We start from the raw sequence: 15,201 nt of genomic DNA on the forward strand, positions 1-15,201 counted from the left end.
CGCCGCAACGGCGGTGACGGTGAACTACGCCACCACCGATGGCACCGCGGCCGCCGGCGTGGACTACACCGCGCTGCAAGGGCAGCTGACCTTCGCCGCGGGCGAGACCAGCAGGACCATCCGGGTGAAGGTGATGGGCGACACGGCGGTGGAGGCGGACGAGACGCTGCTGCTGCGCCTCTCCGCTCCCTCCGGCGCGACGCTGGCCGATGCCGAGGCCACCGGCACCATCCGCAACGACGACACCGCCCCGCCGCCGCCGCGCCTCGACATCGGCGATGCCAGCGTGGTGGAGGGCGACCCGGCCGGCACGGGCGGTGGCGGCGGGGCGGCCGGCGCCCTCAGCACGCGGGGCAACCAGATCGTCGACGCCGCCGGGCAGGCGGTGAAGCTGGCGGGGGTGAACTGGTTCGGCCTGGAATCGGCTAACTTGGCGCCGCACGGCCTCTGGGCGCGCGGCTACAAGGAGATGATGGACCAGATGAAGGCGGAGGGCTTCAACACCATCCGCCTGCCTTTCTCCTCCGAGCTGCTGCACAGCAACGCCGCGCCCAACGGCATCGACTTCTCGAAGAGCCCCGAGCTGCAGGGCCTCTCCGGCCTGCAGGTGATGGACCGCATCATCGACTACGCGGGCGAGATCGGGCTGCGCATCATCCTCGACCATCACCGCAACAGCGCCGGCGCCGGCACCTCCGCCAACGGGCTGTGGTGCGAGGCGGGCTATTCCGAGGCGCAGTGGATCGCCGACTGGTCGATGCTGGCGGCCCGCTATGCGGGCAAGCCGGCCGTGGTCGGCGCCGACCTGCACAACGAGCCCTACAACGGCAACTGGGGCGGCGGCGGCGCCAATGACTGGGCGGCGGCGGCCGAGCGGGCGGGCAATGCCGTGCTCGCCGCCAACCCGGACTGGCTGATCATCGTCGAGGGCATCGGCACCTACCAGGGCAGCAACTACTGGTGGGGCGGCAACCTGATGGGCGCGCGGGATCGGCCGATCCAGCTCGCCGTGGCCGACAAGCTGGTCTACTCGGCGCATGACTACCCGAATTCCATCCATGCCCAGCCCTGGTTCCAGCAGCCCGGTTTCGAGACGCAACTGGCGGCCAAGTTCGACCAGATGTGGGGCTATCTCTACCGCGAGAACATCGCCCCCGTGCTGCTCGGCGAGTTCGGCACCAAGCTGCAGGACCCGAAGGACCTGCTCTGGCTGGAGGCGATCACCGGCTACCTCTCGGGCGACCTCGACCTGGATGGCGACCGCGACATCGCCGCCGGCCAGCAGGGCGCGAGCTGGACCTGGTGGTCCTGGAACCCGAATTCCGGCGATACGGGCGGCATCCTCGCCGATGACTGGCGCACGGTGATCGAGGCCAAGATGCAATGGCTCGAGCCGTTGCAGTTCGACCTTGGCGACCTGCCGGCCGGCGGGGAGACGGATGGCGGCGGCCGGACCATGCTCTTCACCGTCACGCTTTCCGCCCCGGCGGCGGAGGCGGTGCTGGTGGACTGGGCCACGCAGCCCGGCACCGCGGGCCTGGCCGACTTCACCGCCGCCGCGGGCACGCTGCGTTTCGAGGCGGGGGAGACCAGCAAGACCATCGCCGTCGCCATCACCGCCGACGCGCTGCACGAGGCGGAGGAGACTTTTTCGGTCGTCCTCTCCAACCCGCGCGGCGCCACGGCCGGCGACATGAGCGGCACCGGCACCATCCTGGATGACGATGCGGTGGCGCCGCCGCCCCCGCCCCCGCCGCCGCCACCCCCGCCGCCGGTCCAGGATGGCGGGCTGGAGGGCAGCGTCTCGGTGGTGAACGCCTGGTCCGGCGGCTTCCAGGCCAGCGTCGCGCTGACCAACGAGGGCAGCGGCGCGGTGCAGGGCTGGCAGCTGCGGATCGACACGCCCTACGAGATCACGCAGATCTGGAACGCCGAGATCGTCTCGCACGATGCCGCCGGCTACGTGATCCGCAACGCCGCCTGGAATGGCGGCATCGCCGAGGATGCCACGGTCAGCTTCGGCTTCCTGGGCCAGGGCGCCGGTGCCCTGGCCTCGCTCGACCTGGTGCTCTGAGCCGGCCTGCCGGCCTCGGCGCGGATGGGCGGGGAGGGGGCCGGGGATGGCCTCCCCCGGCTCCCGCTGTCAGAGGATCTTCGCCTCGAAGGGCGGCTGCAGGTCCGGCGTCTCGAACTCCAGCACCCAGAGGTCCGGGTCGCGCTTCACCTGCCGCTCCACATAGGCTTCCGCCACCGGCTCCGGCACCGGCGCGGGGCCGGTGCCGCGCATCCAGGCCGGGCGGCCCTCGCCGTCGCGCGCCTGGCTCAGCACCACGCAGCCCTCCCGCCCCCGCAGCACGCAGAGGATGCCGCCCGAATCCGGGTCTCCCTTGCGCAGCACCATGCCGGGCTGCCCGGCCATGTCGGCCAGCCGCAGCGCCATCTGGGCCCAGAGGCCGGCTTTGACTTTTGCTTCCATGGCGGCAGAGGGTCATGCCTCGCCATGCTCATGCAAGCCCCTTTGCAGGGGGTGCGGGGGAAGCGCTTGCGGGCCGGCGCGCGGCACGGCATTCACCCCCCGGCGGCAGGCCGGGATGGCCGGGGCAAGAGGAACAGGACATGACGGGCAAGGTGCAGCAGCCGGTGCGGATGACCGAGGGGCAGCGGGCCTATGAGGCGAAGCGCGCCGCCAAGGCGGGCGTCAGCCTGGAGAAGTGGCTGTCGATGAAGACGCAGGACCGCGAGGCCCTGGCCGCGCGCACGGCCAAGGCCGCCGAGCCGGTGAAGAAGCCCGGCTTCTTCGCCCGCCTGCTGGAGCGGGCGCAGAAGCCGATCGGCTGAGCCGCACCGCGGGCGGCCTTCAGCCCCGGACCGCTGGTCGCGTGCCGCCGGGCGGGGGCAGGCCCGGCAGCATGCGCCGCAGCGTGTCGTCGCCCCGGCCCCAGTGGTGCCAGAGGGCGGCGGCGGCGTGCAGCGCCACCAGCAGGCCCAGCGCCAGGGCCATCCAGCCATGCAGGGCGGTCAGCAGCGGGGCCAGGGCCTCGTGCCGGCCGAGCGGGCTGGGGAGGGGGATGAGCCCGAACCAGCGCAGCGGGAAGCCCCAGGCATTGGTGGCCAGGAACCCCACCACCGGCATGGCCAGCAGCAGCGCGTAGAGCGCGGCATGGGTGGCGAAGGCGGCGCGGTGCAGCAGCGCCGGCGGCGGCGGGCGGATCGGCGGCGGCGGGTGGCGGCGGCGCCAGACCAGGCGCAGCAGCGTCAGCAGCAGGACGCTGATGCCGAGGCTCTCGTGAATGTTGTAGAGACGAAGCTTGAGGGCCTCCTCCTGCGGCGGCGCCCAGGCGATCCAGAGGCCCAGCACGGCGATGGCCAGCACAGCCAGCGCGGTGGCCCAGTGCAGCAGGCGTGCGGTGCGGGTGTAGGGCATGCGGCTTTCTCCGGCGAACGACGATACCTCAATGATCGCGGCGCATGCGGATTGGAGCATCGATCCGCGCAAGCGCTGGGTCAGCATTGCACGACGGCGCGGCGGGCAGTGGCGCGCCGAGGCGCCGCGCCCGGTGGGCGACCCCGCCGGGCTGGTGGCCGGGCTGCTGGCCGAGGGCGTGCCGCTGGCGCTCGGGCTCGACCTGCCGCTGGGCCTGCCGCGCGGCTTCGCCGCCGGGCGGCCGGAGCGGGATTTCTGCCACTTCCTGCGCGGGCTGCACGCCTCGCCGGATTTCTTCCTGGTCAGCCCGACGCTGGAGACCGTCTCGCCCGAGCGCCCCTTCTACCCGGCGCGCGGGCTGAAGGGCATGACGCGGCTGGCCCATGCCCGCGCCCTCGGCCTGCCGGACGCCGCCGGCCTCTGCCGGCTGTGCGACCTGGCCACGGCCGAGCGCCCGGCCGGCGCGCCGGTGTTCTGGACGCTGGGGGCCAACCAGTCTGGCAAGGCGGCCATCGCCGCCTGGCGGGACTGGCTGGCGCCGGCCCTGGCGGTGGGCGCGCGGCTGCGCTTCTGGCCGTTCCAGGGCGGGCTGCTGGAATTGCTGGAGCCCGGCCACGCCGTGCTGGCCGAGGTGTACCCGGCCGAGGCGATGCGGCATCTCGGCATCGTCCTGCCCGGCAGCAAGCGCGACCACGAGGCGCGGCGCGCCACCGGGCCCTCCCTCCTGCTCGCCATGGCGCGGCGCGGCATGCGGCCCTCCCGCGTGCTGGAGCAGGTGGTGCTGGGCGGCTGCGGCACCGATGCCGCCGGCGAGGACCGGTTCGACAGCCTGCTCGGCCTGCTCTGCCTGATCGGCGTGCTGGATGGCGCGCGGCCGGATTTCGTGCCGGAGGACCCCTGGGTGCGGCGCTGGGAAGGCTGGGTGCTGGGGCAGACGGCCCTGCCGGCCGCCGCCACCCCGGCCGGAGTGGCGGCGGGGCCGGCGCCTCAGCCGGCGGGCGGCGCGTAGAGCCCGGCGGCCGTGGCGGCCTGGGTGGCCAGCGCCACGGAGAGGTCGAGCGTCGGCGTCTCCACCCCCGCCATGCGGGCGAGTTCCAGCGGCGTGCGGAACAGCGCCTCCACCTCCATCGGCCGCCCCAATTCCAGGTCCTGCAGGATGGAGGGCTTGTGGGCGAGCTTGGAGGAGGCGGCGACGCGCTTCTCCAGGTCGTACTCGAAGGGGTGGCCGAGCGCGGCGGCGACCGCCATCGATTCGCGCATCGCCCGCAGGATGGCGGTGCGCACCGCCGGGTCCGCCAGCGTGCCGCCGATGCCCTGGCGGGAGAGGATGGTGAAGGGACCCTGGCTGAGATTGCCCATCAGCTTCGCCCACACCTCGCGCCGGATGGCCTCCGTCACCTCGCCGGAGATGCCGCCCCGCGTCAGCACGTCGGCAATGGCCTGGGCGCGCGGGGAGGGGCTGCCATCCACCTCGCCCAGGATCACCCGGTTGTTGGCGTGCTCCACCTTGATCACGCCGGGGCGGATGACGGTGCAGGCGGAATAGACCACGCCGCCCAGGGTGCGCTCCACGCCGATGGCCTCGCGCACCGCGTCGCCCGGGTCGATGGCGGGCAGGCGGCGGCCGTCCAGCGGGCCGCCATGGCGGTCGAAATACCACCAGGGGATGCCGTTCATGACGAAGGCCACCGTGGTCTCCGGCCCGAGCAGCGGCCCGATCGCCTCGGCCACCTGCGGCAGGGAGGGGCCCTTGACGGTGACGATCACCGCGTCCTGCGGGCCGAGCTCGGCGGCGGTGCCGGCGGCGACGCGCACCGTGCGGGCACCGTCCGGCGCCTCGATGGTCAGCCCGTCGCGCTGGATGGCGGCAAGCTGCGGCCCGCGCGCCACCACGCTGGTCTCGGCGCCGCCCAGCGCCAAGCGGGCGGCGACATGGCCACCGATGGCGCCGGCGCCGAATACACAGATCTTCATGTCGATTTTAGCTCCGGTTCACGCAGGGCGCGACAGCAGGTCGAGCGCGATGCGCGAGAGCGCCTCGACTCCGGCGGGGATGCAGCCTTCGTCCGGCTGGTAGCCGGCATTGTGCAGGGCATCGCTGCGGCCCGGCGCGCCGGAGCCGATGCGCAGCTGGAAGGCCGGCACACGGCTGGCGAAGGCGGAGAAATCCTCCGACCCCATGCTCGGCTCGCCCTCCGCGACCAGACCGTCGCCGAACTGCGCGCCGAGCGCGGCGAGCGCCGGGTCCAGCACCCGATCGTCGTTCACCAGGGCGGGCACCATGCGCTGGTAGTCCATGCTGGCCTGCACGCGGAAGCCGGTCTCAAGGCCCTGCGCCAGCCGGCGCAACGCCGCCTCGGCGGTGTCGCGCGCCGCGGCGTGCAGGGTGCGGACGGAGCCCTTCAGCGCCACGCGCTCGGGGATGATATTATAGGTGGTGCCGCCCACCGACTGCCCGATGGTGACCACCGCCGGGTGCAGCGGCTTCACCTCGCGCGAGACCACGGTCTGCGCCTGGGTGACGAAATGCGCTGCCGCCACGATCGGGTCCACCGCCGCGTAGGGGTGCGCCGCGTGGCCGGACTTGCCGCGGATGACGAGGTCGAAGCGGTCGGCCGCCGCCAGGCAGGCACCCCGCACATAGCCGAAGCGGCCGACCGGCATGTCCGGGTGGTTGTGGAAGCCCAGCGCCATGTCGATGCCATCCGCCGCGCCGTCGGCGATCATGGCGGCGGCGCCCTCCAGCGTCTCCTCGGCCGGCTGGAACACCAGCACCACGCGCCCCGCCAGGCGCGGCGCCAGCTCCTTCAGCAGCCCGGCGACGCCGAGCAGGGTGACAGTGTGGATGTCGTGCCCGCAGGCATGCATCTTGCCCGCCACGGTGCTGGCATAGGCCAGGCCCGTCTCCTCATGGATCGGCAGCGCGTCCATGTCGGCGCGGATGGCCAGCGTCGGGCCGGGCCGCTCGCCCTCGATCACGCCCAGCACGCCGGTGCGACCCACGCCGGTGCGGTGGGTGATGCCGAGGCGGCTCAACTCCGCCGCGACAAGGCCTGCCGTGCGTGTCTCTTCAAAGGCGAGTTCGGGGTGGGCGTGAATATCGCGCCGCAAAGCGATGAGGCGGCCGCTCTGCTCCAGGGCCCGCTCATGTAGCCACTGCCCCGGGTCATTGAACAGAAATTCGTTTGTCATGCTCTGGATTGTCCCATTTTGCCAGCGGGCCGGCACTCTTTCGGAAGTATATTGCGCTGCAACATTCATGAACTTTTATTAATGAATATCTGGTGCCTTGCCCCGATGTGTTCCGGTGCCATAGGTTGCCGCTCCATTCAGCGCCTGAGGGGAGGATGCGAGGGGCAGGCCATAACCGCAATGCGGACTGAGGAGGCCGCTGGCTGGAAATGCCGACGGCCTTGCTCGCAAAGATGCTGCAAGCCGGCTGGCATGATGGCCTGACCATCGTCCCGCCCGCGTGCGGCCCTGTCCCGGCTCCGGCGGAGGCAGGGCACCCGCGTATCCAGCGGCAGCCCTCGCGGCTCGCTTATTCCGCTCTCCGAAGAAACAAGGGCGCGTGCCTGCGGCGCGTGGGTTCAAGAAGGAATCGGCATGAGGATCAATGCGAAAGACCTCGCCTCCGGTCTGTTACTGGTGGCGCTGGCAGTTATTGGCTTATGGCTGAACACCGAGCACACGCTTGGCTCGGCGCGGCGCATGGGCCCCGGCTACATGCCGATGCTGGTGTTCTGGCTGGAACTGGGCCTCGGCGCGATCGTGCTGGCGATCTCGCTGCGCGGCGGCTCGGATCCGCTGGAGAAGTGGACCAAGCTTGATTTCGTCACCCTGGCCATCGCCATCGGCGTCGTGCTGGTGGCCTACCCCTTCCTGGCGGCGATGCCGGCCCTCTCGGCCAACTGGTACGCGCTGGGTATCTCGCTGCTCATCGGCTTCGCGGTCGCGGCCGTCAGCCCGGGCTGGCGCAAGCTGGCGCTGGTGCTGGCGGGCATGACGGTCTTCGGCGTGCTGCTGGAGCAGGGCGGCCTGTTCCTGGCCATCACCGCGATGGTGGTGGTGGCGGCCCTGGCTGAGCCCAAGCACCGCCCGCTCGGCGTGCTGGGCTGCGTCGTCTTCCTGCTCGCGCTCTGCTGGTGGGTGTTCATCTACGAGCTGGACATCCGCGTCAGCGTTTGGCCGACCTTCTGAGGCGCCCGGAAACCCATGGAACTGCTTTTCGCCAATCTGGCCCACGGCTTCAGCGTCGCGCTCAGCATCGACAACGTGCTGTTCGCGCTGCTCGGCGCCCTGATCGGCACGGCCATCGGCGTGCTGCCGGGCATCGGCCCGGTCGCCACCATCTCGCTGCTGCTGCCGATCACCTTCGGCCAGCCGGCCACCACCGCCATGATCATGCTCGCCGGCATCTACTACGGCGCGCAGTATGGCGGCTCGACGACGGCCATCCTGCTGAACCTGCCGGGCGAGGTCTCCTCGGTGGTGACGACGCTGGAAGGCTACAAGATGGCGCGCAACGGCCGCGCCGGCGCGGCGCTGGCCATCTCGGCGCTGGGCTCCTTCTTCGCCGGTTCCATCGCCACCATCCTGGTCGCCGCCTCCGGCCCGCTGCTGACGAGCATCGCGCTCTCCTTCGGCCCGGCGGACTACTTCTCGCTGATGCTGCTCGGCCTCGTCATCTCCTCGGTGCTGGCACAGGGATCGGTCGTCAAGTCGATCGGCATGGTGGTGCTGGGCGTGGCGCTCGGCCTGGTCGGCACCGACGTGCAGACCGGCCAGCAGCGCTTCACCTTCGGCATCCCTGAGCTGTCGGACGGGCTGGACTTCGCCGCCATGGCGATGGGCGTCTTCGGCATCGCCGAGATCATCCTGAACCTGGAGCGCCCCGAGGTCCGCAGCGTGCTCTCCACCAAGGTGGGCAGCCTGTTCCTCACCAAGGAGGAGTGGAAGCGCGCCACCCCGTCGGTGCTGCGCGGCACGGTGCTGGGCTCGGCGCTGGGCATCCTGCCCGGTGGCGGCGCCTCGCTGGCCTCCTTCGGCTCCTACATGATGGAGCGGAAGATGTCGCGCGGTAAGGCCGACTTCGGCAACGGCGCCATCGAGGGTGTGGCCGGGCCGGAAGCCGCCAACAACGCCGCGGCGCAGACCTCCTTCATCCCGCTGCTGACGCTCGGCATCCCCTCCAACGCCGTCATGGCGCTGATGGTGGGCGCGCTGATCATCCAGGGCATCCAGCCGGGCCCCCGCATGGTGGAGAGCCAGCCGGACCTGTTCTGGGGCCTGATCTGCTCCATGTGGATCGGCAACCTGATGCTGCTGGTCATCAACCTGCCGCTGATCGGCATGTGGGTGAAGCTGCTGCAGGTGCCCTACAAGTACATGTACCCGGCGATCCTGACTTTCTGCGCGATCGGCGTGTATTCGATCAACAACAGCGTCTTCGGCGTCTATCAGACGGTGTTCTTCGCGATCCTTGGCTACATCTTCGCCAAGATCAAGATGGAGCCGGCGCCGCTGCTGGTGGGCTTCGTGCTCGGCCCGATGATGGAGGAGCACCTGCGCCGCGCCATGCTGCTCTCCCGCGGCGACCCGATGGTCTTCGTCGAGCGCCCGATCAGCGGCGTGCTGCTGGCGATCTGCGCCCTGGCCCTCGGCCTGATGCTGCTGCCCGGCCTGCGCAAGAAGAAAGAAGAGGCGATGGCCGGCTGATCCTGTAAACAGTTACAGCTTTTATGGCCGTTCTGGGTCAATTGCTCAGGACGGCTTTTCTTTTCTAGGCCGTTCCTTATGCTGGCCTCACATTGACGAACGGAGCGGCGCAAATGGCGGAAACGGGGCAGCATCGGATCGTGCCGGTGGTGTTGTGCGGCGGGACGGGCAGCCGTCTCTGGCCGCTGTCCCGCGAAGGGTTTCCCAAGCAGTTCTGGCCCCTGCTGTCACAGCAGACGATGCTGCAGGAGACGGCGAGGCGTGCCGTCGGCCCGGCCTTTGCCGATCCGCTGATCATCTCCAACCAGGAGCATCGCTTCCTGGTGGCCGAGCAGCTGCGCGAGGCGCGGATCGAGAATCCGCGCATCGTGCTCGAGCCGATGGCCCGCAACAGCGCCCCCGCCATCGCCGCCGCGGCGCTGCTGGCGCATGAGGACGACACGCGCAGCGTGCTGTGGCTGATGCCGGCCGATGCCGCCATCGGCGACACCCCCGCCATGCACGCCGCCCTCGCCAAGGCCGCCGAGGCCGCGCGGGCCGGCCGTATCGTCACCTTCGGCATGAAGCCGACCACGCCCGAGACCGGCTACGGCTACATCGAGAGCGGCGCCCCGCTGGAGGGGCTCGACGGCGTCTCCGCCGTGAGCCGCTTCGTCGAGAAGCCCGACGCCGAGACCGCCGCCCGCTTCCTGGCCGGCGGCAGCCATCTCTGGAACTCGGGCATGTTCGTGGCCACCGCGGCCACCCTGCTGGCCGAGCTGGAGCGGCTGGCGCCCGAGCTGCTGGCGGCGGTGCGCGGCGCGGTGGAAGGCGCCACGCGCGATCTCGACTTCATCCGCCTCGACCCGGCGGCTTTCGCCCGCGCGCCGGACATCTCCATCGACTACGCGGTGATGGAGAAGACCAGCCACGCCGCCGTGGTGCCCGCCGATCTCGGCTGGTCCGATGTCGGCTCCTGGGCGGCGCTGTGGGAGGTCTCGCCCAAGGATGCCCAGGGCAACGCCACCCATGGCCCGGTGGAGCTGTACCAGGCCCGCAACTGCTACGTCCGCACCGAGGGCATCCTGACCGGCGTCGTCGGGCTGGAGGATGCGGTGGTGGTGGTGACGGACGACGCCGTGCTGGCCATGCACCGCGACCGCGCCCAGGACGTGAAGAAGCTGCTGGAGCAGCTCAAGGCGGCCAACCGCAAGGAGGCCACCGAGCACCGCCGCATGTACCGCCCCTGGGGCCACTATGAGGGGCTGATCAAGGGCGACCGCTTCCAGGTGAAGAAGATCTCGGTCAAGCCCGGGGCCAAGCTTTCCCTGCAGAAGCATTTCCACCGCGCCGAGCACTGGGTGGTGGTGGCCGGCACCGCCATCGTCGAGCGCGACGCGGAGCGGATCATGCTGCGCGAGAACGAATCCATCTACCTGCCGCTCGGCTGCGTGCACCGCATGGAGAACCCGGGCATGATCCCGCTCACCCTGATCGAGGTGCAGTCGGGCTCCTATCTCGGCGAGGACGACATCGTCCGCTTCGAGGACACCTACGGCCGCACCTGAGGGCCGGCTTCCGGCGGCGCGGGGCGGATCAGCCCGGCGCCGCCCCTTCGGCCATCGCCCGCACCGCCGCCGGGCTGTGGCCCGCCTCGCGCAGCGCCGCCAGGGTGGGGGCGTTGTCGCGTTTCGAGAGGCGCTTTCCGTCCGGCCCCGTGAGCAGCGGGTGGTGGCGGTAGCGCGGCGCCGGCCAGCCCAGCAGCGCCTGCAGCAGCCGGTGCAGGTCGGTCGCCGGCCGCAGGTCTTCCGCCCGTGTCACCAGCGTCACGCCCTGCAGCGCGTCGTCCTGCGTCACGCAGAGATGGTAGGAGGCGGGGATGTCCTTGCGCGCCAGCACCACGTCGCCGAAGCGCGCCGGGTCGCAGCGCAGCCGGCGCGGGCCGCCCTCCAGGCCCAGCTCCAGGAAGGCGAGGGGGCGCGCCACCCGCCGCAGCGCCGCCGCCATGTCCAGCCGCAGCGCATAGGGCTCGCCGGCGGCGATTCGCGCCGCCCGCTCGGCCGCGCCCAGGCGGCGGCAGGTGCCGGGGTAGAGCAGCCCGTCCGGCCCATGCGGCGCGTGGCCGATCGCCGCCACCTCGCGGGCGATGTCGGCGCGGGTGCAGAAGCAGGGGTAGAGCAGCCCCATCCCCGAGAGCCGCGCCAGCGTGGCGCCATATTCCGGCAGGTGGGCGGATTGCACCCGCACCGGCCCGTCCCAGTCCAGCCCCAGCCAGGCCAGATCCTCCAGGATGCCGGCGGTGAAGTCCGGGCGGCAGCGCACGGGGTCGATATCCTCGATGCGCAGCAGGAAGCGCCCGCCCGATTCGCGGGCGATGCGCCAGCCCAGCAGGGCGCTGTGCGCGTGGCCGAGATGCAGGCGCCCCGTGGGGCTGGGCGCGAAGCGGGTGACGGTGGTTGCGGCCATGGCCGATCGCGCGTAGCGGATGCGGCCGGATCGCAGCAAGGGGATGCCGCATGGCCGCACTCGATGGACCGCGTTGGGGACCGAAGGCAGGGGGCGCGCCGAAGCTGCTCGTCCTGCTGCTGCACGGCTATGGCGCCGATGGCAACGACCTGATCGACCTCGCGCCGCACTGGGCGCAGGCGGTGCCGGAGGCGCTGTTCGTCTCGCCGCACGCGCCGCAGCCCTGCGAGGGCGGGCCCTATGGCCGCCAGTGGTTCAGCCTGGCCGACCGCCGCCCGGCGCCGCTGCTGGCCGGCGCCCAGGCCGCCCGCCCGCTGCTCGACGAGCTGATCGCCCGCGAGGCCGCCGCCGCCGGCCTGCCGGAGAGCGCCGTGGTGCTGATGGGCTTCAGCCAGGGCGCGATGATGGCGCTGTTCACCGGGCTGCGCCGCAAGGCCGCGCCGGCCGGCATCATGGCCTATTCCGGCCGGCTGATCGGCGAGGAGCTGCTGCCGGACGAGATCGCCGGCCGGCCCGAGGTGCTGCTGGTGCATGGCGAGGTGGACGAGGTGGTGCCCGCCGCCAGCAGCCGCGCCGCCGAATCCGCCCTCAAGGCCGCCGGCGTGCCGGTGGAGGCGCTCTATTGCCCGCGCCTGGCGCATGGCATCGACGATGCGGGGCTCTCCGCCGGCGCCCTGTTTTTGCAGCGTGCCGCGGCCCGGCTCGGCCCCGGCGCATGACAGCGTGGTGAAACCCGCGCGGCCGGAGGTTGCACCGGCCGCGCGGGGCTGGCATGAATCCCGTGCACACCGGCGGCGCCACGATATCTGGGGCCTGCCCGCCCGGTCCGGCCCCAGCGGTTGATGCGCGCAGCTTGAAAGGAGCGGCGCTTGCCTGACGGGATGTCTGCGGGAAGCCTGGGAGGATCTCCCGGCGGCTTCCCGGCCTTGGTGCTGAACGCGGATTTTCGTCCGCTGTCCTATTTTCCGCTCTCGCTGTGGTCCTGGCAGGACGCGGTGAAGGCGGTCTATCTCGACCGCGTCTCGGTGCTGTCGGAATACGAGACCTCGGTGCGCTCGCCGCGCCACACCATCCGCCTGCCCAGCGTCATCGCCCTGAAGGATTACATCCCCTCGGCGCGGCGCCCGGCCTTCACGCGGTTCAACGTCTTCCTGCGCGACGGTTTCTCCTGCGTCTATTGCGGCGAGGAGCGGCCGACCCAGGAGCTGACCTTCGACCATGTGATCCCGCGCAGCCGGGGCGGCCGCACCAGCTGGGAGAACGTCGTCACCGCCTGCGGCCCGTGCAACCTGCGCAAGGGCTCGAAGCTGCCGCAGGAGATCCGCATGTTCCCCCGCTGCACGCCGCGCCAGCCGACAGGGTGGGAATTGCAGGACAACGGGCGGATGTTCCCGCCCAACTACCTGCATGAGAGCTGGCGCGACTACCTCTACTGGGACACCGAGCTGGAGAGCTGAGCGGCGCGCCTCAAAGCCGCTGCAGCGGGCCGGACAACGGCGCCTCGGGCGTGCCTGCGGCCGGCCGCGCGGGCGGGCCGCTCTCCGCCGCCGTGGGCTGCGCCGCCCCGCGCATAAGCTCCGTCACCCGGCCGGAGAAGCCGCTGAGGTAGAGATGCGCCGGGTCCATATCCTTCGGATTGTGCCGGACAGTGGCACGGACGCGCACCAGCATCCCCTCGACGCCGCTGCTGCACACCATCTCGCGCTTCAGCACGGGGGTCTGCGGGGTTCCCATCCGGAACTCGGCGCAACGCAGGCTGGGCACCGCCTTGCCCTGCGCGGTCATGCTGAAATCCGGGCCGCGCTCGATCCGGGTGCCAGGCTGGGCGGCGGCGTAGAGGCTGATGACAAGGGCGGCCTCCGCGACATCCCGCCGCACCGCCTCCGAGCCGGCACCGTCGGGCAGCGGCGCGCCGGGCGGCCTCAGCACGAACACCGAGGCCCAGGCCCCCTGCGCCTGCTCGGCGTAGCGGATGCGCAGATTGCCGGAATTGCCGTCGATCGCCGCCACCTCCTGCCGCGCGAAGTCGCCGATGCGCGGCGGCAGCCGGTCCGCGAGGCGCTGCTGCGGCAGGGTGCCCTGCGTCCCCGCCACGGCGCAGCCCTGCAACAGCATCGCCAGGGCGGGGAGGAAAAGGTAGCGCAACATGGAACGCCCCGGTGGTATGGAGGAAATCCTTCTCGCACTTCGCGGGAGACGTGTCAGCCCCGCCGCCGCGCCCCGGCGAAGGCCAGCCCCGCCAGCCCCAGCGCGTAGATCAGGTTCATCCCGGCCATCGAGACCGGCAGGCCGGGGATGAGATAGGTCGGCTCGTCGCAGGGCTTGGCGGGCGCGGCGGCGAGGCTGTTCATCAGCTCCTCCACGCTGCGGGCGCCGCCGGCGGTGGGCGCGGCGCAGCCGGGCAGGGGGGAGGGCCACCACTTCGCCTCCACCCCCACATGCACGGCCGCCGCGGCAGCGGAGCCGAGGATGGCCAGCCCCGCCAGCGCCAGCATCAGCCGGCGCGGCAGCAGCAGGCCGAGCAGCGCCAGCGCGGCGCCCAGCCAGTAGGGCCAGCGCTGCCACAGGCAGAGCAGGCAAGGGTTCAGCCCGCCCCAGCGCTCGGTGGCCATGGCGAGGAGCGGCGCGGCGGCGGCCAGCGCCGCCACGGCCAGCGGGGTCGGCAGGAGGCGGCGCATCAATCCTCGGCGGGGTCCAGCATCTGGTCCATGGCGCGGGCCGGCTCGGCGCAGCCGGCCTGGCCCACCACGCGGGCCGGCACCCCCGCCACGGTGGTGCAGGAAGGCACCGGCTTCAGCACCACCGAGCCGGCGGCGACGCGGGCGCAGGCGCCCACCTCGATATTGCCCAGCACCTTGGCGCCGGCGCCGATCATCACGCCACGGCGGATCTTGGGGTGGCGGTCGCCCCCCTCCTTGCCGGTGCCGCCGAGCGTCACGCCCTGCAGCAGCGAGACATCGTCCTCGATCAGCGCCGTCTCGCCCACCACGAGGCCCGTGGCGTGGTCGAGGAAGATGCCGCGGCCGATCCGCACCGCCGGGTGGATGTCCGTCTGGAACACCACGGAACTGCGCGACTGCAGCCACAGCGCCAGGTCGCGCCGCCCCTGCCGCCACAGGATATGCGCCATGCGGTGCGTGGTGAGGGCGTGGAAGCCCTTGTAGTAGAGCAGCGGCTCCAGCGCGCGGGAGGTGGCCGGGTCGCGGTCCACCACCGCCATGATGTCGCTGCGCACCGCCTCGCGCAGCGCCGGGTCCTCTTCCAGGAAGCGCTCCAGGCTGCGGCGCAGCAGGGCGGTGGGCAGGTCGGCATGGTCGAGCCGTGCGGCGACGCGGCTGGCCAGGGCGGATTCCAGGCTCTCGTGCTGCAGCACGGCGGCGTGCAGGAAGCCGGCCAGCTCCGGCTCCTGCGCCGCGGCCGCCTCCGCCTCCTGCCGGATTCGGCTCCAGACAGGGTCCAGCAGGCCGGCCGCGTCACGGAGGGGGAAGGGCTGGGGGACGGACTGGTTCATGCGGGCTCCTGGGCGGGCGGGCCGCCGCCTGGGCACCGCCGGAAGGGCGCCGGGACGGAGGGGGGCCTGGAGCCGGAACGTCGCGCCGCCGCCGCCCGGGGTC

The 15,201-nt window shown here is 72.0% G+C and carries 16 protein-coding genes; 8 read left to right on the forward strand and 8 right to left on the reverse strand.

From position 1 onward, the window contains the following. Positions 1-2,074: cellulase family glycosylhydrolase (locus ACFOY6_RS16025; RefSeq protein WP_379651657.1), on the forward strand; the 2,074-nt coding region annotated here is incomplete at its 5' end. Positions 2,075-2,143: 69 nt separating this feature from the next. On the opposite strand, the gene ACFOY6_RS16030 is transcribed toward ACFOY6_RS16025, so the two are convergent. Then, positions 2,144-2,476: a DUF1491 family protein gene (locus ACFOY6_RS16030; protein ID WP_109515145.1), complete on the reverse strand. Its 333-nt coding sequence runs from the start codon at positions 2,474-2,476 to the stop codon at positions 2,144-2,146. A gap of 140 nt (positions 2,477-2,616) precedes the next feature. Between ACFOY6_RS16030 and ACFOY6_RS16035 the strand changes: the two genes are divergently transcribed. Beyond that, on the forward strand, positions 2,617-2,838 hold the full coding sequence (locus tag ACFOY6_RS16035) for a hypothetical protein (RefSeq protein ID WP_109515146.1): 222 nt from the start codon (positions 2,617-2,619) through the stop codon (positions 2,836-2,838). 19 nt (positions 2,839-2,857) lie between these two features. Here ACFOY6_RS16035 and ACFOY6_RS16040 read toward each other — a convergent pair whose 3' ends face one another. Further along, positions 2,858-3,424, reverse strand: a complete 567-nt coding sequence (locus tag ACFOY6_RS16040; protein WP_379651658.1) for a cytochrome b — start codon at positions 3,422-3,424, stop codon at positions 2,858-2,860. Between the two features lie 31 nt (positions 3,425-3,455). Between ACFOY6_RS16040 and ACFOY6_RS16045 the strand changes: the two genes are divergently transcribed. Continuing rightward, complete coding sequence (locus ACFOY6_RS16045) at positions 3,456-4,433, forward strand: hypothetical protein (protein ID WP_109515148.1); 978 nt, start codon at positions 3,456-3,458, stop codon at positions 4,431-4,433. On the opposite strand, the gene ACFOY6_RS16050 is transcribed toward ACFOY6_RS16045, so the two are convergent. Continuing rightward, positions 4,412-5,398: a ketopantoate reductase family protein gene (locus tag ACFOY6_RS16050; protein ID WP_379634824.1), complete on the reverse strand. Its 987-nt coding sequence runs from the start codon at positions 5,396-5,398 to the stop codon at positions 4,412-4,414. The two genes, ACFOY6_RS16045 and ACFOY6_RS16050, sit on opposite strands and share 22 nt — an antisense overlap. Positions 5,399-5,416: 18 nt before the next feature. After that, positions 5,417-6,616 carry a M20 metallopeptidase family protein gene (locus ACFOY6_RS16055; RefSeq protein WP_109515150.1) on the reverse strand — a complete coding sequence of 400 codons (1,200 nt, stop codon included), beginning with the start codon at positions 6,614-6,616 and terminating at the stop codon, positions 5,417-5,419. Positions 6,617-7,030: 414 nt separating this feature from the next. Here ACFOY6_RS16055 and ACFOY6_RS16060 point away from each other — a divergent pair, with 414 nt between their 5' ends. The 3 genes from ACFOY6_RS16060 to ACFOY6_RS16070 all read left to right on the forward strand — a co-directional run bounded on the left by ACFOY6_RS16060 (position 7,031) and on the right by ACFOY6_RS16070 (position 10,689). Beyond that, positions 7,031-7,624, forward strand: coding sequence for a hypothetical protein (locus ACFOY6_RS16060; RefSeq protein ID WP_109515151.1), 594 nt, complete (start codon positions 7,031-7,033; stop codon positions 7,622-7,624). 15 nt (positions 7,625-7,639) lie between these two features. Next, complete coding sequence (locus tag ACFOY6_RS16065) at positions 7,640-9,142, forward strand: tripartite tricarboxylate transporter permease (protein WP_379634820.1); 1,503 nt, start codon at positions 7,640-7,642, stop codon at positions 9,140-9,142. A gap of 113 nt (positions 9,143-9,255) precedes the next feature. Further along, positions 9,256-10,689, forward strand: coding sequence for a mannose-1-phosphate guanylyltransferase/mannose-6-phosphate isomerase (locus ACFOY6_RS16070; protein WP_379634818.1), 1,434 nt, complete (start codon positions 9,256-9,258; stop codon positions 10,687-10,689). A 28-nt stretch (positions 10,690-10,717) separates the two neighbouring features. Here ACFOY6_RS16070 and gluQRS read toward each other — a convergent pair whose 3' ends face one another. Then, complete coding sequence (gluQRS, locus tag ACFOY6_RS16075) at positions 10,718-11,587, reverse strand: tRNA glutamyl-Q(34) synthetase GluQRS (protein WP_379651659.1); 870 nt, start codon at positions 11,585-11,587, stop codon at positions 10,718-10,720. 50 nt (positions 11,588-11,637) lie between these two features. Between gluQRS and ACFOY6_RS16080 the strand changes: the two genes are divergently transcribed. Continuing rightward, positions 11,638-12,306 (forward strand): alpha/beta hydrolase, encoded by a 669-nt coding sequence (locus tag ACFOY6_RS16080; RefSeq protein WP_109515154.1) that lies wholly within the window; start codon positions 11,638-11,640, stop codon positions 12,304-12,306. 162 nt (positions 12,307-12,468) lie between these two features. Beyond that, the gene (locus ACFOY6_RS16085) at positions 12,469-13,044 is read left to right on the forward strand and encodes an HNH endonuclease (protein ID WP_109515155.1); all 576 of its coding nucleotides are present in this window, start codon (positions 12,469-12,471) and stop codon (positions 13,042-13,044) included. Between the two features lie 10 nt (positions 13,045-13,054). Here the strand turns inward: ACFOY6_RS16085 and ACFOY6_RS16090 are convergent, their stop codons facing one another. From ACFOY6_RS16090 to cysE, 3 genes are read right to left on the reverse strand one after another with little or no spacing between them, the layout of a single operon-like run. Next, the gene (locus ACFOY6_RS16090) at positions 13,055-13,735 is read right to left on the reverse strand and encodes a hypothetical protein (protein WP_379651660.1); all 681 of its coding nucleotides are present in this window, start codon (positions 13,733-13,735) and stop codon (positions 13,055-13,057) included. 53 nt (positions 13,736-13,788) lie between these two features. Next, positions 13,789-14,265: a disulfide bond formation protein B gene (locus ACFOY6_RS16095; RefSeq protein ID WP_379651661.1), complete on the reverse strand. Its 477-nt coding sequence runs from the start codon at positions 14,263-14,265 to the stop codon at positions 13,789-13,791. Next, positions 14,265-15,098 carry a serine O-acetyltransferase gene (gene cysE, locus ACFOY6_RS16100; protein ID WP_379651662.1) on the reverse strand — a complete coding sequence of 278 codons (834 nt, stop codon included), beginning with the start codon at positions 15,096-15,098 and terminating at the stop codon, positions 14,265-14,267. Before cysE ends, ACFOY6_RS16095 begins: the two co-directional genes overlap by 1 nt. Between the last annotated feature and the right edge of the window lie 103 nt (positions 15,099-15,201).

This window comes from Teichococcus aestuarii (genome assembly GCF_042651065.1).
GTDB lineage: Bacteria > Pseudomonadota > Alphaproteobacteria > Acetobacterales > Acetobacteraceae > Pseudoroseomonas > Pseudoroseomonas aestuarii.